We start from the raw sequence: 18147 nt of genomic DNA on the forward strand, positions 1-18147 counted from the left end.
CCTCAGGCGGGGTCGTCGGCGAGTTCGGCGACACCCGTGACGCGGTGCAGCGCGAAGGTGCGGACCTCGTCCGTGGTGTGGTCGTAGGCGGTGACGTGCCCGCCCTCGACCCGCACGGGGGCGATGACGCGCTGCGTGGCGGTGCCCTCGGCGTTGACGTAGCCGATCCACAGCGACTGGCCCGTCAGCACGGCCGCCTGCATCGTCGCCAGCGTCTCGGCGGAGGGGCTGCGGGGCAGGCCCTGCGGCGCCGGTTCGGCGGGGGCGCGGCGGGCGGCGGTGGCCGCGCGGTCACCGGCGCGGATGGCCTTGACGGCGAGGCCCAGCAGGTTGGCGTCCGGCACGGGCGGCCCGTCGGGTACGGGGACGGGCGCGCTGCGCGGCGGGGTGCGGCGCGCGTCGGGACGCGTGATGAGGACGTCGCCGTCCGCGGACTCCGCGGCCGGGGCCAGGCCCATGTCGCGCAGCCGCTCCAGCAGCGTCGCCGGATCGGCCTGCGAGGCCAGCACGGTGGGGGCCAGACGCCGCAGGCCCAGGCCGGAGGCCCGGCGGTCGGCGATCAGCTCCGTGAGCAGCGCGTCGTCGTCGCAGCGCAGATACGCGGCGGCCGCGCCGACCCGCAGCGTGCCGTGCCGCCGGGCGACGTCGTCGATGAGGTAGGCGAGCGGCTGCGGTACGGGGGTGCGGGAGTGCTCGGCCAGGAAGGACTGCAGCTCCGCGGCCGTACGCCCGGCGTCGAGGGCGCGGCGGACGGATTCCGGGGTGAAGCGGTAGACCGTCGCGCCGCCCTTGGACTCGATGTCGGCGAGCACGCCCAGTGTCTCGGCGAGCGGCGCCACCAGCGGGCCCGGCGCGACCGCCGTGAGGTCCGCCTGGAGCAGCACGTGGTCCAGCGGCTCCGGCAGCAGCGGCGCGAGCCGGGCGGCGGCGCGTCCCGCGGCGGCGTCCGGCGAGGCGGGCACGTCCCCGGCCGCGCCCTGCGGGGCCGCGTCCAGCAGCGGGCGGGCGTGCGCGGCGAGCGCGCCGCGGCCGGTGAGCCCGAGCGTCTCCGCGTCCGCCAGCGTCCAGTTCACCAGGTCCGTGCGCAGCGCGTCCGCCCCCGCCCGCAGCGGCCGGTCCCAGCGCAGCCGGGCCAGCAGCTCGCCGGGTGCCGCCGCCGCGCCCGGCGGGAGGTCCGCCAGCAGCCGCAGCACCGCGACCCGCACGTGCGGGGCGAGCGAGCGGTCCAGATCGGGTCCCAGCGCGGCGAGTGCGCGGCCCTTGGCGTCGCGCGTGCCGACCAGGCCGGGCGTGCGGGTCGCGGCCAGCCACGCGGTGGCGAGCGCGGCCCACTGCCGTTCGGCGGGCAGCAGGAGCCACTCGTCGGCGGCCGGGGTGGGCGCGTAGGCCTCGTCGACCTCGCCGTCGGCGGCGACGAGACCGGCCGCGTAGGCCAGCTCCAGCCAGAACGCGGTCTGCGGTTCGGTGAGGTCGAGGGCGGCGGCCGTGCGGCGCAGGTCGCGGACGCTCAGCCCGCCCGCGCGCAGTACCGCGGGCCCGCCCGACTGCCACTCCTTGAGCAGGTCGGTCACGGTGCGTACGGCGGTGAAGGCCTGGCCCGCGGCGGTGGCGTCCACCGTCTTCGCGGTCCGCGGCACCGGGGTGACCTGCGGCGGCAGCGGCTGCGGGGTGCGGTGCGCGCGCCCGGCGCGCAGGGCGAGCGCGGCCTCCCGGGGCAGGACGACGTTGTGCTGCCCGACCGGCAGCAGCAGCCCGCGGGACAGCAGCCACTGCACGGGCGTCTCCGCCTCCTCCGCGCGTATGGCCACCGTCGCGTCCCGCACCTCGCCGTACGGCGGTCCCCACACCAGCCGGTCCAGCACCGCCCGTACGCCCTCGGGGGCCTGTGCCAGCAGCGCGGAGAAGGCGTCCGGGTCGGCGAAGAGGCCGGTCAGCGCCTCCACCGCGCTGGCCGGGTCGTGCGTCGCGCCCAGCCCCGCGTCGGCCAGCAGCTCCTGGAGCCGGGCCGGCGACATCCCGGCCGTCGCCTCCGCCACGGTCGGGCCGAGCCCGGTCGAGGACGGCATCGACGCGGAGGGCGCGAGCACGTCCCGCGCGGTGCGCACCAGCCGCAGCCGGTCGTCGTCGCCCCACACCAGCCCGCGGTCCCGGAGCGCGCCCACCGCCCGCGGCAGCTCGGCCCTGACAGCCGCCGCCTCCTGCGCATCCAGCGGCTCGCCGAGGCCCGGCCGCACCTCCGCCGCCGGCAGCCCGGTCATGAGCCCGCTCAGCTCGGCGTACGGGCAGCCGTCCGCGGTGAGGGCGAGGGCCTCCGCCGTCTGCCGTGTGAAGGCGTCGAGGCGGTCCAGGGCCCGCGCCACGGACGTCCGGGTCGCCGCACGCGTCGCCAGCTGCGTGACGTCGTTCGGCATCGGGGCGATGAGGTCCGGCCGCGCCCGCAGCAGCCGTTCGAGCGCGTCGTCGTCCCGCGCGCGCAGATCCTCCGCGAGGGTGCGCGGCGCGCTGCTCTGGCCACCGGTCGTCATCCGTCCCACAGTAGGCCCTGCCCGGCCCCCCGCGCCCCCCGCACGCGGACCCGCGCCCGTGAAGGCGCGCCGCGTGCGGCCGCACCACCTGGCCGCGCCTCGGTGCGCCCGGCGGCGCCGCCGGGAAGCGGACCCGCCGGGTGCCGCGGACCGTACGCCGCCCGGTGGCCGGGCGGCCCGCCCGCAGGCGGGACGGCACCGCGGCCGGCCCGTCCGGGAGGGAGGGACGAGGGGCCGGGGGTCTTCCTGGCCTTCACCTGCGGCCTGCCCCGGTCGCCGCCGGGCGCCTCACCTGCGGGCCTGCCCCGGGCCCTGGGCATGGGGGGCTACGGGGGCGTCACTCCTCGACCGGTCCAGGACGGGGGCGGCGCCCACCGGCACTTCACGCCCTGCCGGGCGTGCCCGCGGGCGGCAACCCCTCCTGCTGAGCCCCCGCGCCGCCACGGGACGGCACCGCGGCCGGCCCGCCCGGGAGGGACGAAGGGCCGGGGGTCTTCCTGGCCTTCACCTGCGGCCTGCCCCGGTCGCCGCCCGGCGCCTCACCTGCGGCCTGCCCCGGGCCCTGGGCATGGGGGGCTACGGGGGCGTCTGGGCTCACCGCGGACCGCGTCCCCGGCAGCGGGTGGCAGCGGTGAGGCGGGCGTGGGCCGTGGCCTGACGGGCTGTCCGGCCGGTACCGTCGGCGCAGGCGTGTGGAGGGAGCGGCGGTGGGGGTCGAGAGCGACCGGCTGGTGTTCGACTATCTGAGCCGGGTCGGCGATCTGGCGCAGACCGCCATGCCCGCCGCCCAGCGCATGCGGCTTGTCGCGCAGCTGCGCAGCGACATCGAGCGCGAGCGGCGCGGTGCGGGGGCCGAGGCGGACGTGCGGCACATCCTCGGGCGCATGGGCAGCCCGGACGAGGTGGTCGAGGCCGCCGCGGGGAGGCCCGCGGGGGAGCGGCGCGAGGAGCCGCCGCCCGCGCAGGAGCCGCGACCGGGGTCGTACGGGCCCTACACCGCGGGGCCCGGCGTGCCGCGGCAGCCGCGGGGCGCGGCGGCGGAGCGCGAGGGCGGCGCCGAGCGCGGGCCCCTGTGGTGGCAGGGCGGGCCCGGCGGGCCGGGCGCGCGTCCCGGCGAGGAGCTCGACGGGCTGCCGGGCATGAGCGGCGGCATCTTCATCCCGGACGACGACGAGGAACTCGACGCCGTGGGCCGCCCGCTGCCCGGGAAGGGCGCGGACGGCGAGGACGGCGACAAGGGCAAGGCCGGCGCGGAGGAGCCCGGGGAGGAGGCGGTCCCGGCCGCCGGGCCCGTCGCCGTTGCCGGGCCCCGCAGGCGCCGCCTGCTCCCCCGGCTGCCGCGCGGCGGCGGGGCCCGCCGCTGGGGCAGCCCCATGCTGCTGGTCGCCGCCGCGCTGCTGGTGGGCGGCGCGGTGGCCGGCTCCCTCATCCCGCTCGGCCTCGGGTGGCTGACGGCCTGGCTGTCGCGCAAGCTCACGCGCCCGCAGGCGAAGTTCGCGGTCCTGTTCATCCCGGGCGCCTTCGCGGCCGGGACGCTCGTGTGGATCTGGGGCCGCGACGTCGGCAAGTGGGGCAGCCCGATCGCGAAGGGGCAGATGGGGCAGGCGTTCCAGGACGCCTACCCGCTCACCGTCCGGCTGGCCGCCGTGGGCACCGCGCTCTACCTGCTGTGGCGCAGCCGCCGCTCGGCGTGAGGCCCGGGCGCGGCTACTGCGCGGCGAGGTCCTGCTGCAGCTCGTCGAGCACCTTGTCCGCCGCGGTGTAGCCGATCCCCTGGTACCACAGCTCGTCGTCCACCCGGTGGGCGTGCCCGGAGCTGACGGCCGCGAGCCGGTTCCACAGCGGCCCGGCCGTCACCTCCGTCTCCTTGGCGGCCGCGGGGTCGCCGTAGGTGGCGTAGAAGAGGGCGTCGCCGTCGGCCCTGTCGATCTGCTCGGGGCTGATGTCGACGCTGAGGCGGCGGACGTTCTGGGTCTGCGGCCGGCCGAGGCCGACGTCCTTCAGGACGGTGCCGATGTAGCTGGCGTTGCCGTACAGCCGGATGTCGGCGCCCTGGACGAAGCGCACCATGCTCACCTTGAGCGCCGCCGCCCTCGTGCTGCCGCCGAGCGCCGCGGTGACCCGGGCGACGTGCCTGCCGTACGCGCTCACCACGGCCGAGGCCTGCGCGGTGCGGCCGAGCGCCGCCGCGTGGAGCTGGAAGTTGGCCTTCCAGGGGGCGCCCGTGGACTCGGTCAGCACGGTCGGGGCGATCTTGCTGAGGGCGGCGTAGTGCGCGCCGTCGCGCACCTTGCTGCTGAGGATGAGGTCGGGGTGCAGGGCGGCGACGGCCTCCAGGTCGGGGCTCGCGACGGCGCCGACGTCCTTGATGCCGGCGGTCTTCTCCTTCGGCAGGTAGTCGAGGAAGCCGCTGCTGGTGCCCGCGTTCGTCGCGCCGACCGGCGTGACGCCGAGGGTGATCGCCGAGTCCAGTTCGGCGGTGTCGAGGACGACGACGCGCTCCGGGTGGTCGGGGACGGTCACCTCGCCCATCGCCGTGGCGACGGTGTGCGTGCCCTTGCCGCCGGAGGAACCGGAGGAACCGGAGGAACCCGGGGACGAGGAGCACGCCGTCGCGGTGAGGGCGGCGCAGCACACGGCGGCGGCGAGCGCGGCGGCCCGGGAGTGCCTGCGGGGTCGGGAGCTGCTGGTCGAACGGGCGCTGCTGGTAAGGGGCATGGCGGTTCTCCGTTCGGACGTGCCGGGTCAGGGGTGCGGGGGAGCGGTGCCGTCCTCCGCGGGTGCGGGCGTCTGCCAGGGCGCGCCGGGCACCACCAGCGGGTCGCCGGTCACGGGGTCGGGTACGACGACGGACTCCAGCCCGAAGACCTCGCGGACCAGCGTGGCGGTGACCACCTCGGAGGGCGGGCCCTCGGCGACGATCCGGCCGGCCTTCATGGCGACCAGGTGGTCGGCGTACCGGGCGGCCTGGTTGAGGTCGTGCAGGACGGCGACGACCGTGCGGCCGCGCTCCCGGTTGAGCCGCCGTACCAGGTCCAGCACCTCGACCTGGTGGGCGATGTCCAGGAAGGTCGTGGGCTCGTCGAGCAGCAGCAGATCGGTGTCCTGCGCGAGGGCCATCGCGATCCAGGCCCGCTGGCGCTGGCCGCCGGACAGCTCGTCGACCAGGCGGTGGGCGAGGTCGGCGGTCGCGGTGCGCTCCATGGCCTCGGCGACGAGCCGCTCGTCGGCCTCCGACCACTGCTGCCACCACTTCTGGTGCGGCTGGCGGCCGCGCGAGACGAGGTCGGCGACGGTGATGCCCTCGGGAGGTACGGGGGACTGGGGCAGCAGGCCCAGGGTGCGGGCGATCTGCCGGGTCGGTACGCGGGCCAGCTCGGCGCCGTCCAGCAGCACCGAGCCGCCGCGCGGCCTGAGGAGGCGGCCGAGCGCCCGCAGCAGCGTGGACTTGCCGCACGCGTTGGGGCCGACGACGACGGTGACCTGCCCGTCGGGTATCTCCAGGTCGAGGCCCTCGACGACGGTCCGTTCCTCGTACGACAGCGTCAGCGCGCGGGCGGCGAGCCGGTTGCGCGGCGGACCGGCCTGCCCGCCGTCCGCACGCCGGGCGGCGGGCACGGCGGAGGCGGCGGCGGGGGTGGTCGCGGGCTCAGGGGTCGTCATGAGGGATCTCCGGAACGGCTGCGGCTGCGCACGATGAGCCACATCAGGTAGGGCGCGCCGACCGCCGCGGTCATCACTCCGACCGGCAGCTCGGTGGGCGCGAAGAGCTTGCGGGCCAGCAGGTCGGCGACCACCACGACCAGCGCGCCGGTCAGCGCGGAGGCCAGCAGCGGGATCTGCGCGGAGCGCGTGAGGCGGCGGGCGATCTGCGGGGCGAGCAGCGCCACGAAGTCGACGGGCCCGGCCGCGCCGGTCGCCACCGACGCGAGCACCACGCCCAGCGTGACCAGGCCGAGCCGGACGCGGCCCAGCCGCACGCCGAGCGCGGTCGCGGTGTCGTCGTCGAAGGACACGGTGCGCTGCGCCCGCGCCGCCCACAGCGCGCACGGCAGCGCGGCGAGCAGGACGAGCGCGAGCGGGCGCGCCTCGTCGTAGCCGCGGCCGTTGAGCGAGCCGGTCAGCCACACCTTGGCCTGCTGGGCGACCAGGTAGTCGCCCTTGGTCATGAAGAGCTGGGTGACCGACGACAGGGCGACGGAGAAGCCGATGCCGATCAGCACGAAGCGCGACGCGTGCAGCCCGCGCCGCCACGCGAAGGCGTAGACGAGCGCGGCCGCCCCGAGCCCGCCGGCGACCGACAGGTAGGGCAGCGCGGTGTAGGAGGTCACGCCGTACGTCATCGCGGCGACCGTGAGCGCGCCCGCGCCGTGCGTGACGCCGATGACGTCGGGGCTGGCGAGCGGGTTGCGCGCGACCGTCTGGACGAGCGCGCCGGACACGCCGAACGCCGCGCCGACCAGCAGCCCCAGCACCAGCCGCGGCTCGCGCAGCTCGCCGACCACGAGCTCGTCGGGGCTGGGGCGGCCCAGCACGACCTTCAGCACCTCGCCGGGCGCCACGAAGGACTCGCCCACGCACAGGTACGCCACGCACGCCGCCGCGAGCAGCAGCGCGAGCACGCCGGAGACGGCGAGCGAGCGCCGGTGCACCAGGAAGGAGCCGCGGCCACCGGGGCGCGCGACCGCGTAGCCCGCGGGCCGCACACGGGGGCGTCCCGTACCCGTCGCGCTCACGCCGCCACCACCGCCCGGCGCCGTACCAGCGCCACCAGGAACGGCACCCCGATGAGCGCCGTCATCACCGCCACCGGCACCTCGGACGGCGGGAAGACGATCCGCCCCACCACGTCCGGCACCAGGATCATCACCGGGCCCAGCAGCGCCGCCATGGGCAGTACCCAGCGGTGCGCGGTGCCGACCAGGGCGCGGGCCAGATGCGGGACGGCCAGCCCCACGAAGGCGATCGGCCCGGCCGCCGCGACCGCGGCACCGGTCAGCACGGTCGCCCCCAGCGCCCCGAGCAGCCGCAGCAGCGCCACGTTCTGCCCCAGTCCCTTGGCGACGTCCTCGCCGAGCGCCAGCGCGTCCAGCCCGCGGGCCATCGCCAGCACCAGCAGCAGCCCGGCCACCAGGAAGGGCCAGATCATCCCGATGATGTGGGAGTCCCGCCCGGACAGCGAACCGACCTGCCAGAAGCGGTAGGTCTCCAGCGTCTGCGCGTCCGTCGTCAGCACCCCGGACACGATCGAGGTCAGGAACGCGTTCATGGCCGCGCCCGCGAGCGCCAGTTTCACCGGCGAGGCCCCGCCCCGGCCGCGCGCGGCGATCGCGTAGACGGCGACGGCCGCGGCCCCGGCGCCCGCGAAGGCGAACCAGACGTAGCCGCTGAGCGTGCCCACCCCGGCGTACGCGATGGCGCACACCACCCCGAGCGACGCGCCCTGGCTGACCCCGAGGATGCCGGGCTCGGCGATCGGGTTGCGGGTGACGCCCTGCATGACCACCCCGGCGACCGCGAGGGCCGCCCCGACCATGATCCCGATAACCGTACGCGGCACCCGCAGGCTGCGGACCACCTCGGCGTTCTGGCTCGTCCCGCCGTGCAGCAGCGCGTCCAGCACCTGGCCGGGGGGTATCGCCCGGCTCCCGACGGCCAGGCTGAGCAGCACGGCGAGCAGCAGCGCCACCGCCGCGGCGGCCATCCAGCCGGTGCGGCGACGCAGGGGCATGACGAAGCGGTCCTCCGGAGTGCGGCGACCGTGGGGCGCCGGGCGTGTTTAGCTTAGGCTGCGCTAACTATACGCCCAGGTCCCGGGCGCCCCGGGGGTGAGGTTGACCGGCCGGGCGACAATGGGTGCCGTGACCACTGACCTCCTCTCCCTGCCCCCTGCCGCTCCCGGCCTCACGGTCGGCTTCGACCTCGACATGACGCTGATCGACTCCCGGCCCGGGATCAAGGCCGTGTACGACCGGCTCGCGGCGGAGACCGGGGTCTTCATCGACTCCGCCCTCGCCGTCACGCGGCTGGGACCGCCGCTGGACGAGGAACTGGCCAACTGGTTCCCGCCCGAGCGCGTGCCGGAGATGGCCGACCGCTACCGCGAGCTGTACCCGCACTTCGCCATCGCCCCCACCCCGGCGATGCCGGGCGCCGTGGAGGCCGTGGCGGCCGTCCGGGCGGCGGGCGGCCGCCCGGTGGTCGTGACCGCGAAATACGGTCCCAACGCCGAACTGCACCTCGCGCACGTGGGCATCGAGGCCGAGCTGCGCGGCTGGCTGTGGGCGGAGGCCAAGGCCGAGGCGCTGATCGAGTGGGGTGCCGGCGTCTACGTCGGCGACCACACGGGTGACGTGCGGGGCGCGCGGGCGGCCGGGGCGCTGTCCGTGGCGGTGGCCACCGGGCCGTGCAGCGCGGCGGAGCTGCGGGCGGCGGGGGCCGATGTCGTACTCGACGGCCTCGGCGAATTTCCCGGCTGGCTGGCAGCCCACACCTCCGCGGCGGCCTGACCGCCGAATTCACGCCTGCGGGTGACCCTTTCAGGCCTGTGGACGGCCCTCCGGGCGCCGCTGGGCCAGCGCCGAGCGCAGCAGTCCCAGCAGCGAGAGCGCCAGCCCCACCCCCATCAGCATCGAGACGAAGTACGCGGGCGTCGGCAGCCGGTGCGTGCCCAGCAGCAGCGGGGCGACGGTGGCGAGGGTGCCGACCGCCCCGAGCATGAAGACGACGGCGCCGGTCCTGACGAGCAGGTCGCCCGCGCCCCTGGTTTGTTTGCTCACCGGACAAGGGTAGGTCCGTTGCGTGAGGCGCGGGGGAACGGTGCCTTGCCGTCTTGTCACACGGCATCTGGCCATTAGCCTTGGTGTCGGCGGGTCTCCGATGGGCCCGCTGCTGTCTTATCCAGAGCAGTTTCGAGCAATATCGAGCAACGAGGACGAGGTCGGACGTGCCTACCGGCAAGGTCAAGTGGTTCAACAGCGAGAAGGGCTTCGGCTTTCTCTCCCGCGACGACGGCGGCGATGTCTTCGTGCACTCCTCGGTGCTGCCCGACGGTGTCGCCTCGCTCAAGCCCGGTCAGCGCGTGGAATTCGGCGTCGTCGCCGGCCAGCGCGGCGACCAGGCGCTGTCCGTGACATTGCTCGACCCCACGCCCTCCGTCGCCGCGGCCCAGCGCCGCAAGCCCGACGAACTCCTGCCCATCGTGCAGGACCTCACCACACTGCTCGAAGACGTCGCCCGCTCGCTCCAGCGCGGGCGCTATCCCGACAAGGCCCACGGCCACAAGATCGCGTCCGTGCTGCGCGTCGTGGCCGACCAGTTGGACGTATAGCCGAAGGAAAGGCGGCGCCTTAGCGGAGGATCGAATTCCGTTGGGGCGCCGCCGATTTCCGCCGAATCCCGCAGTCCGCCCGCGGCACCGCGGCGGCCGCTTGCGCGGGCGCGGCGGGCGGAATTCAGAAAGCGAGCGCGTCCGCGCCGAGCGCCGGCACGAGTCCTTCGGCCGCCGCGCGCGTCAGCAGCCCGCGGACGGCCGCGTAACCAGCCTCGCCCAAATCCGCTGTGAATTCGTTCACATACAGCCCGATGTGCTGGTCGGCGACCGACGGATCCATCTCCTGCGAATGCGCGAGCACATACGCGCGGGAGGCCGCGGGGTCGTCCCAGGCCATCCGCACCGAGGTGCGCGCGGCTTCGGCGAGCGCGTGCAGCCGCTCCTTGCCCAGCGAGCGGCGCGCGATGATCGCGCCCAGCGGGATCGGCAGTCCCGTGCTGCCCTCCCAGTGCTCGCCCATGTCCGCGAGCTTGTGCAGCCCGTAGTTCTGGTAGGTGAAGCGCGCCTCGTGGATCACCAGGCCGGCGTCCACCCTGCCGTCCCGCACCGCCGGCATGATCTCGTGGAAGGGCATCACCACGATCCGCCCGACGCCGCCGGGCACCTCCGCCGCCGCCCACAGCCGGAAGAGCAGGTACGCCGTCGACTTCTCGCTCGGCACCGCCACCGTCCGCCCCGCCAGGTCGGCTCCCGGCTCGCGGGTGAGCACCAGCGGTCCGCAGCCGCGGCCCAGGGCCCCGCCGCAGGGCAGCAGCGCCCAGTCGTCCAGCACCCACGGCAGCACCGCGTAGGAGACCTTCAGGACGTCGAGCTCGCCGCGCTCGGCCATCCCGTTGGTGATGTCGATGTCCGCGAAGGTCACGTCCAGCGGCGGTGCGTCCGGCACCAGGCCGTGCGCCCAGGCGTGGAAGACGAAGGTGTCGTTGGGACACGGGGAGTACGCGATCCGCAGGGCCCCGGAGGAGGCGTCGCCGCCGGGGGCGGGGGTGCGGCCGGCCGGGCCGCTGCTAGCTGTCGTCATGTCCTGCCTCAACCTCCAGTACGCCGGGGAGCATCCCGAACGCCGTCGCCAGCGCCGCCAGCGCGTCGCCGATCCGCCAGGCCGCCCGGTCCCGCGGGCCCACGGCGTTGGAGATCGCGCGGATCTCCAGCACGGGTATCCCCAGATACGCCGCCGCCTCCGCCACCCCGAAACCCTCCATGCCCTCGGCCACCGCCCCCGGGTGACGGGCCGCCAGCTCGGCGCCGCGTTCACCCGTACCGGTGACTGTGCCCACTGTCAGCACCGGCCCGTAGGCGGCGCCCAGCGCACCGGCCACCGCCCGGCTCAGCCGTGCGGGCGGGCGGTGCTCGCCGCGGCCGAAGCCCAGTTCGGCGATCGGCACGAAGCCCCCGGCGGTCTGCGCGCCCAGATCCGCGGCGACGACGGACTCGGCGACGGCGAGCGAGCCGACCGGCGCGGCGGGCGCGAAGCCGCCGCCGATGCCGGCGCTGACCACCAGGCCGGGGCGCCCGGAGGCGTCCCCGGTCAGCAGGTGGTACATGGTGGCGGCCGCGGCGGCCGCGGCCCCCGCGCCCACCGTGGCGACGTCGAAGCCGCGGGCGGCCTCCCCGGCGGTGGCCAGGCCCGCGAGGACGGCCTCGCGCTCGGCGTCGACCGCGGTCAGCACCAGGACGCGGCGGCTGCGCCGCACCATCGGGCTACTGCCCCCGGATCAGGTTGACCTGGATCACCCGGAAGGAGTCCTCGCCGCTGGTGTCGGCCGACTCCACGACGTTCAGCGTGACCTGCTTGGCGGTGCTGGTGCTGCCGCTCGACGGGTCCTGCTGGTTGAACAGCTGCTCGCTGTCCACCGACCAGTACGTCTTGTCCTTCAGCGGCTCCGGCGTCACCAGCGTCGTGCCGGACGCGATGAGCCAGCCCTTCTTCGCGATGGACGGGTCCACGCCGATCCGGACCTTGTCGCCGACCGGCACCGTGATGTGGTGCTCCGGGGTGACCTGGAGGCACGCGAGGAAGACGTTCTGCGCGAGCTTCTTGCCGTCGTTGTAGCACTTGTCGGCGGCCTCCGCCTGCACGGTCTTGCCGCCCACCGTCACGGTCGCCATGGCGGTCGGCTTGTCGCAGGCGGTGAGGACGACAAGCCCGAGAGAGAGGGCACCAAGGGTGGTGGCAGTACGGCGAATGCTCATGGCAGGAGGCTACCGGGCGGTCGCCCCCAGCCCGCGCGGGGGTGCGCGTGTCACGGGGGGTACGCCGTACGGGTGCGCGCCCCTCCAGCCGCCGGTCAGGCGTGCGGTCCCGGGCTGCCGGGGGCGCTCAGGCCACCCGGGCGCGGGCCGTGCCGCCGCGGCGGGCGCCGCCCAGCAGGCCGCGCGCGGACACGCTGAACGCCAGCAGCACCAGGCCCGCGGCGCACGCCATGCCGAGCGGGCCGATCAGCGGCAGCAGTATGCCGAGCCCGCCGCCGACCACCCAGGACAGCTGGAGCGCGGTCTCGGAGCGGGCGAAGGCGGATGTGCGCACCGGTTCGGGCACGTCACGCTGGATCAGGGCGTCCAGCGACAGCTTGGCCAGCGCCTGCGAGATGCCCGCCACGGCGGTGAGGGCGGCGACCGTGACGATGCTGTACCAGCCCGCGGCGAACGTGGCCGCGGTCAGCGCGCACAGCAGCACCGTCGCGATGATCACCTCGGGCCCGCGCGCCTTGAGCCACGCGCCCAGCGCGGTTCCGAACGCGTTCCCGACGCCCGCCGCCACGCCCACCACGCCCAGCGACATCGCGGGTGTCAGCCCGCCCAGCGGGTGCTCGCGCATCATGAACGCCAGGAACATCGTCAGGAAGCCGGACAGCGACCGCAGCCCCGCGTTGCCCTGCAGGGCGTGCAGCACCGACGGGCCGACGCCCAGCAGGCCGGGCCTGCGCCCCGGGATGCCCGTGGGCTCCGGCGACGCCTCCTCGTCCGCCGACAGCCGCACCCGCTCCTCGCCGCGCGCCGAGTCGACCTTCGCCGGCAGCGACAGCGACAGGATCGCGCCGCACAGGAAGACCACGAAGGCGCCGTAGAGCGGCCACTGCGGCCCGATCACGTTCAGCCCCGCGCCCACCGGTGCCGCGACCGCGGTGGCGAGGAGGCCCGACAGGGTGACCCGGGAGTTGGCCTTCACCAGCGTGGTGCGGCCCGGCAGGAGCCGTGGCACCACCGCGCTGCGCACCACGCCGTAGGCCTTGGACGCCACCAGCACGCCCAGCGCGGCCGGGTACAGGCCCAGGCCCGCCGTCGAGATCACCCCGGCCATCGTCCAGGCCAGCACCGCGCGGGCCATCATCGCCATCGCCATCGCGGCCCGGCGGCCGTGCTGGAGCCGGTCCAGCAGCGGGCCGATCACCGGGGCGAGCAGCGCGAAGGGCGCCATCGTCACCAGCAGGTACAGCGCCACGCGGCCGCGCGCCTCGCCGCTGGGCACCGAGAAGAAGACCGTGCTCGCGAGCGCGACGGTGACCATCATGTCGCCCGCGGAGTTGACCGCGTGCAGCTCGATCAGCTTGGCCAGGCCCGACTCGCCCGCGCCGCCGGAGCGGGTCGCGCGGCGGATGCGGCGGCCCAGCGCACGGGCCGGCCCGCCCACGACGTGGCCGAGGGCGGCTCCAGTGCTGCGCACCGGCCTCCGGCCGGCGGTGACGGTTCGTGCCATGTCGCAATCCTGCCCCAATCGGAACAGTGCTCACCCCCTCCTTTGCGGGCGTGGTGCGCACAGGTACCGTGCGATCACGCAGAATGGGTGTAACAGGTGCGCCCGAGGACGCTCGGGCAGGGCCGGATGAGGCAGGGAGACCAGGCGTCGAAGCGGTCCACAGGTCCGCTCCGCTGCAACTTCCCGCATCTCCGTCAGGTCCTATCCGCCCACGAGCGCACACGTGAGACGGCGTAGAGAGAGAAACGATTTCTGTGAGTGCAGCGATGCGAAGCCGTACCCCTGACCGCCTGTGCGCCGAGGCGGTCGAGATGGCCAGGGCCGTCACGCTGGAGGCCGCAGGGCCGGACGCGGTGGGCGAGCACCTGGGTGTCGCCGCGGAGGGCGACCGGGTCGTCACGCACTACTTCGCCTGCACCGAGCCGGCGTACCGCGGCTGGCGGTGGGCCACCACGCTGACGCGGGCCTCCCGCGCCAAGGCCGTCACCATCGACGAGACGGTGCTGCTCCCCGGTTCCGACGCCGTCCTCGCGCCGGAGTGGGTGCCGTGGAGCGAGCGGCTGCGGCCCGGCGACATGGGGCCGGGCGACCTGCTGCCGACCGAGGCCGACGACCTGCGCCTGGAGCCCGGCTGGACGGGCGAGGACGAGCCGCGCGGGCCGCTCGCCGAGCCGGAGGCGGCGCCCGAGGGGGAGGACATGATCGTGCCCTCCGTGGCCACGATCGCCTCCATCGCCGGGCAGCTCGGCCTGGGCCGCCCGCGCGTGCTGTCCCGCTACGGCCTGCACACCGCCGCCGACCGCTGGGACGAGCAGTTCGGGCCCAAGACGGCGATGGCCCAGGCCGCGCCCGCCAACTGCGTCAGCTGCGGCTTCCTGGTGCCGATCAGCGGCTCGCTGAGCCAGGCCTTCGGGGTGTGCGCCAACGAGTTCTCGCCGGCGGACGGCCGCCTGGTGTCGCTGGGCTACGGCTGCGGCGGCCACTCCGAGGCGGCGGTCATGCCCAGGCCGCCGCAGCCCGCGCCGATGGTCCTCGACGAGTTCCACGACACCGACCCGCTCCCGCTGGGCGCGGCGGCGCAGGGGGCCGAGGACGGCGGCGGCGCCCCCGTGCCGGGCGAAGCCGCCGGGGACGGGCCCGAGACGACCTCCTGAGGCCCCGGGAGCCGCACCCCGGGCGGGCAGGCCCGGCCCGCAGGCGGGGAGCCCCTGCGGCCGCCTGCCGGGCCCGCGCGGCCGGACGGTGCCCGGGCGCGCGGACCGCGGTCCGCGCGTGCGGGAGGCCCCGGGCGCGGGATGAAGGGCACGCCGAATGGCGGTACGGTCACCGTGCACAGCCCCTGACGGGGCGACCCGGCGAGCGAAGGACCGCACGTGACCCGCGCAGGCGTAATCCGGACGCCCCTGGAGGGCCACCCCGACCCCTTCCGCACCGCGGACCTGCGCCGGGCGGTGCTGACCGCCTGGTCCGCCTCCGCCGCCCGCTTCCGCGAGGACGCCAACGCCGAGGAGGACCTCGCGCTCGGCGGGCACCGCGACCGGCTCGTCGTCGAGCTGGCGCAGAACGCCGCCGACGCCGCCGCCCGCGCCGGGGTGCCGGGCCGGCTGCGGCTGACCTACCACGAGGCGACCGCCGACGCCCCCGCCGTCCTCGCCGCCGCCAACACCGGCGCCGCGCTGGACGCGGCCGCCGTCGAGTCGCTGTCGACGCTGCGCGCCTCCGCCAAGCGCGACGACGGGCCCGCCGCGGTCGGCCGCTTCGGCGTCGGCTTCGCGGCCGTGCTCGCCGTCAGCGACGAGCCGGCGGTCGTCGGGCGCGGCGGCGGGGTGCGCTGGTCGCTGAGCGAGGCGCGGGAGATGGCCGCCTCCGTCCCCGGCCTGGACGACGAGCTGCGCCGCCGCGAGGGCCATGTGCCGCTGCTGCGGCTGCCGATGCCCGCGCAGGGCAGCGCGCCCGACACGTACGACACCGTCGTGGTGCTGCCGCTGCGCGACGGCGCCGCCGAGGACCTGGCCGGGCGGCTGCTGGCCGCCGTCGACGACGCCCTGCTGCTGGCGCTGCCGGGCCTGGCCGAGATCGTCGTCGAGACCCCGCAGGGCGTGCGCACCCTGACCCGCTCGACCGCCGGCGACGGCGACGTCCTCGTCGAGGACAGCGCCGCGGCCGCGCCCACCCGCTGGCGGGTGCTGGGCGACGGCGGCGCCCTGACCGCGGACCTGCTCGCCGACCGCCCCGTCGAGGAGCGGCTGCGCCCGGTGTGGTCGGTGACGTGGGCGGTGCCCGTCGCCCCCGACGGCTCGCCCGCCGCGCCGCGCACCGCCGCCGTCGTGCACGCCCCGACACCGACCGACGAGCCGCTCGGCTTCCCCGCCCTGCTGCTGGCGTCGCTGCCCCTCGACCCCACCCGGCGGCACGCCGCCCCCGGCCCGCTCACCGACTTCCTGGTGGAGCGGGCCGCCGAGGCGTACGTACGGCTGCTCGCCGCCTGGCGACCGGCCGGCACCGGCGTCGTCGACCTCGTCCCCGGCCCGCTCGGCACCGGCGCGCTGGACGCCGAACTGCGCCGCCGCGTCCTGGACCGGCTGCCGCGCACGCCCTTCCTGCCGCGCGCCGCGGCGCCCGCCCCCGACGAGCCGGCGGCCCCCGCCGACACCGACGCCTGGGACGGCGGCGGCCCGCTCGCCGGGGACGGACAGGCGCTGCGCCCCGTCGAGGCCGAGGTCGTCGAGGGCGCGACCGCCGAGGCCGTCCGGGTGCTGGCCGAGGTGCTGCCGACGCTGGTCCCCGCCGCGCTGGAGCGCCGCCCGGCGCTGCGGCAGCTCGGCGTGGCCCGGCTGTCGCTCGGCGAGGCCGTCGACCGGCTCGCGGGCACCGAGCGCCCCGCCGGGTGGTGGTGGCGGCTCTACGACGCGCTCGCCGGCACCGACGCCGACGTCCTGAGCGGCCTGCCCGTGCCGCTCGCCGACGGCCGCACCGTGGTGGGCCCGCGGCAGGTGCTGCTGCCCGTGCCGGGCGCCGGCGAGGGCACCGACGCGCCCGATCCCGCGCTGCTGGCCCGCCTCGGACTGCGCCTTGCCCACCCGGACGCCGCGCACCCGCTGCTGGAGAAGCTGGGCGCCGCCCCCGCCACCCCGCGGGCCGTCCTCACCTCGCCGCAGGTGCGCGCCGCCGTGGCCGCCTCGCTCGACGAGGACACCGCGTGGGACGTCGAGGAGTCCGGTCCGGACGCCGACGAGCTGGCCGACGCCGTACTGACGCTCGCCCGCGCCGCCGGCCTCGCCCCCGGCGACGAGCCCTGGCTCGCGGCCCTCGCACTGCCCGACGACGAGGGCGAGCTGACGCCGGCCGGCGAGCTGGTGCTGCCGGGCAGCGAGCTGGAGGCCGTGCTGCGCGAGGGCGAGCTGGGCACGCTCGACCCGGACCTGGCCGAGCGCTGGGGCGAGCAGCCGCTCACCGCGGTCGGGGTGCTCGCGACCTTCGCGCTGGTGCGCGCCGCCGACGTCGTCCTCGACCCGGACGACCTGGAGCCGCGCGACAGCGACTGGGCCGAGCCGGACGACGCCGGGCTGCTGGACGCCGTCGACGTGTGGTGCGAGGACGTCCTCGACCAGCTGCCGGAGACCGACGTGCCGCCGGTCGCCACCGAGGTCGTCGGCGTCCGCGACCTGGACCTCGTCGACGACGACGCCTGGCCGCAGGCCCTCGCGCTCCTCTCCCGCCCGCCGCTGCGGGACGCCGTGACCGCGCCCGTGCGGGTCCTGCTCCCGGACGGCACGACCCGGTCCGTCCGCCCCTATGCCGCCTGGTGGCTGCGCGACCACCCGGTCCTGGACGGCCGCACCCCGGTGGGCCTGCGCGCGGCGGGCGGCGACCGGCTGCTCGCCGGGCTCTACGACGACGCCGAGACCGACTCCGGCGTGGACGAGCAGGTGCTGCGCGCGCTCGGGGTGCGCACCACGGTCGCCGCGCTGCTGGACGAACCGGGCGGCGCCGCCGAACTCCTCGCCCGGCTCGCCGACCGCGGCCGCCCCGTCACCCCCGCGCAGCTGCACGGCCTCTACGCGGCCCTGGCACTCCTCGACCCGGACCAGGTCACGCTGCCGGACGAGCTGCGGGCCGTCGTCGACGGCGGGACGGCCGTCGTGGACGCCGCCGACGCGCTGGTCGCCGACGCCCCCGACCTCCTGCCGCTGGCCGCCGGGCTGCCGCTGCTGCCCGTACCGCCGCGGCTGGCCGCGGAACTGGCCGAGCTGCTCCAGGTCCGCAGGCTCAGCGAGGCCGTGGCGGCCGCCGTCGTCTCGCAGGGCGAGCCGCACGAGGTGCTGCCCGCCGTCCACGACCTGCTGCCGGGCGCGCCCACCTCGTACGTCGAGCACGAGGAACTGCTGCTCGACGGTGGCGTCGAGGTGGACTGGCGCTACGCCGGGGGTGTGCTGCACGCCGCCACCGTCGAGGGCGTCGCGGCCGGCCTGGCCTGGGCGGCGGGCCGCTGGGAGCGCCGCTTCGAGCTGGCCGCGCTGCTGGAGGACCCCTCGCGCACCGAGGAGCTGGCCCGCGACCGCTGGTTCGACTGACGCGTGCTGCGGCCGGCC

Annotated in this window: 15 protein-coding genes; 5 read left to right on the forward strand and 10 right to left on the reverse strand. The window is 76.6% G+C overall.

What is annotated here, in order from left to right; all coding sequences use genetic code 11:
* Window positions 1-2 precede the first annotated feature (2 nt).
* Window positions 3-2525: a helicase-associated domain-containing protein gene (locus tag ACH4SE_RS04995; protein ID WP_398541884.1), complete on the reverse strand. Its 2523-nt coding sequence runs from the start codon at window positions 2523-2525 to the stop codon at window positions 3-5.
* Between the two features lie 707 nt (window positions 2526-3232).
* Between ACH4SE_RS04995 and ACH4SE_RS05000 the strand changes: the two genes are divergently transcribed.
* Entirely contained in the window at window positions 3233-4219 is a 987-nt protein-coding gene (locus tag ACH4SE_RS05000; RefSeq protein WP_398541885.1) for a hypothetical protein, read from the forward strand.
* 13 nt (window positions 4220-4232) lie between these two features.
* On the opposite strand, the gene ACH4SE_RS05005 is transcribed toward ACH4SE_RS05000, so the two are convergent.
* The 4 genes from ACH4SE_RS05005 to ACH4SE_RS05020 are packed head-to-tail and all read right to left on the reverse strand — an operon-like array spanning window position 4233 to window position 8256.
* Window positions 4233-5243, reverse strand: a complete 1011-nt coding sequence (locus ACH4SE_RS05005) for an ABC transporter substrate-binding protein (RefSeq protein WP_398541886.1) — start codon at window positions 5241-5243, stop codon at window positions 4233-4235.
* 27 nt (window positions 5244-5270) lie between these two features.
* A complete protein-coding gene (locus tag ACH4SE_RS05010) occupies window positions 5271-6188 on the reverse strand; it encodes an ABC transporter ATP-binding protein (protein WP_398541887.1) in 918 nt (305 codons plus the stop codon).
* A complete protein-coding gene (locus ACH4SE_RS05015; protein ID WP_398541888.1) occupies window positions 6185-7261 on the reverse strand; it encodes a FecCD family ABC transporter permease in 1077 nt (358 codons plus the stop codon). The genes ACH4SE_RS05010 and ACH4SE_RS05015 overlap by 4 nt, the downstream gene beginning before the upstream one ends.
* The gene (locus tag ACH4SE_RS05020; protein WP_398541889.1) at window positions 7258-8256 is read right to left on the reverse strand and encodes a FecCD family ABC transporter permease; all 999 of its coding nucleotides are present in this window, start codon (window positions 8254-8256) and stop codon (window positions 7258-7260) included. Before ACH4SE_RS05020 ends, ACH4SE_RS05015 begins: the two co-directional genes overlap by 4 nt.
* Before the next feature lie 121 nt (window positions 8257-8377).
* On the opposite strand from ACH4SE_RS05020, the gene ACH4SE_RS05025 reads away from it, so the two are divergent.
* On the forward strand, window positions 8378-9034 hold the full coding sequence (locus ACH4SE_RS05025; protein ID WP_398541890.1) for an HAD family hydrolase: 657 nt from the start codon (window positions 8378-8380) through the stop codon (window positions 9032-9034).
* Between the two features lie 30 nt (window positions 9035-9064).
* On the opposite strand, the gene ACH4SE_RS05030 is transcribed toward ACH4SE_RS05025, so the two are convergent.
* On the reverse strand, window positions 9065-9304 hold the full coding sequence (locus tag ACH4SE_RS05030) for a hypothetical protein (RefSeq protein ID WP_398541891.1): 240 nt from the start codon (window positions 9302-9304) through the stop codon (window positions 9065-9067).
* A gap of 167 nt (window positions 9305-9471) precedes the next feature.
* Here ACH4SE_RS05030 and ACH4SE_RS05035 point away from each other — a divergent pair, with 167 nt between their 5' ends.
* Window positions 9472-9855, forward strand: a complete 384-nt coding sequence (locus ACH4SE_RS05035) for a cold-shock protein (RefSeq protein WP_043180173.1) — start codon at window positions 9472-9474, stop codon at window positions 9853-9855.
* A 124-nt stretch (window positions 9856-9979) separates the two neighbouring features.
* Here ACH4SE_RS05035 and ACH4SE_RS05040 read toward each other — a convergent pair whose 3' ends face one another.
* The 4 genes from ACH4SE_RS05040 to ACH4SE_RS05055 all read right to left on the reverse strand — a co-directional run bounded on the left by ACH4SE_RS05040 (window position 9980) and on the right by ACH4SE_RS05055 (window position 13555).
* Window positions 9980-10879, reverse strand: a complete 900-nt coding sequence (locus ACH4SE_RS05040; protein ID WP_398541892.1) for a 1,4-dihydroxy-6-naphthoate synthase — start codon at window positions 10877-10879, stop codon at window positions 9980-9982.
* Complete coding sequence (locus ACH4SE_RS05045; protein ID WP_398541893.1) at window positions 10866-11555, reverse strand: futalosine hydrolase; 690 nt, start codon at window positions 11553-11555, stop codon at window positions 10866-10868. The genes ACH4SE_RS05040 and ACH4SE_RS05045 overlap by 14 nt, the downstream gene beginning before the upstream one ends.
* A gap of 4 nt (window positions 11556-11559) precedes the next feature.
* The gene (locus ACH4SE_RS05050) at window positions 11560-12051 is read right to left on the reverse strand and encodes a hypothetical protein (RefSeq protein WP_398541894.1); all 492 of its coding nucleotides are present in this window, start codon (window positions 12049-12051) and stop codon (window positions 11560-11562) included.
* 127 nt (window positions 12052-12178) lie between these two features.
* Window positions 12179-13555 (reverse strand): MFS transporter, encoded by a 1377-nt coding sequence (locus ACH4SE_RS05055; protein WP_398541895.1) that lies wholly within the window; start codon window positions 13553-13555, stop codon window positions 12179-12181.
* A 266-nt stretch (window positions 13556-13821) separates the two neighbouring features.
* Here ACH4SE_RS05055 and ACH4SE_RS05060 point away from each other — a divergent pair, with 266 nt between their 5' ends.
* Window positions 13822-14709 carry a DUF3027 domain-containing protein gene (locus ACH4SE_RS05060; RefSeq protein WP_398541896.1) on the forward strand — a complete coding sequence of 296 codons (888 nt, stop codon included), beginning with the start codon at window positions 13822-13824 and terminating at the stop codon, window positions 14707-14709.
* A 219-nt stretch (window positions 14710-14928) separates the two neighbouring features.
* A complete protein-coding gene (locus tag ACH4SE_RS05065; RefSeq protein WP_398541897.1) occupies window positions 14929-18129 on the forward strand; it encodes a sacsin N-terminal ATP-binding-like domain-containing protein in 3201 nt (1066 codons plus the stop codon).
* Window positions 18130-18147 lie beyond the last annotated feature (18 nt).

The sequence above is a fragment of the Streptomyces sp. NPDC020983 genome (genome assembly GCF_044333485.1).
Classification (GTDB): Bacteria; Actinomycetota; Actinomycetes; order Streptomycetales; family Streptomycetaceae; genus Actinacidiphila.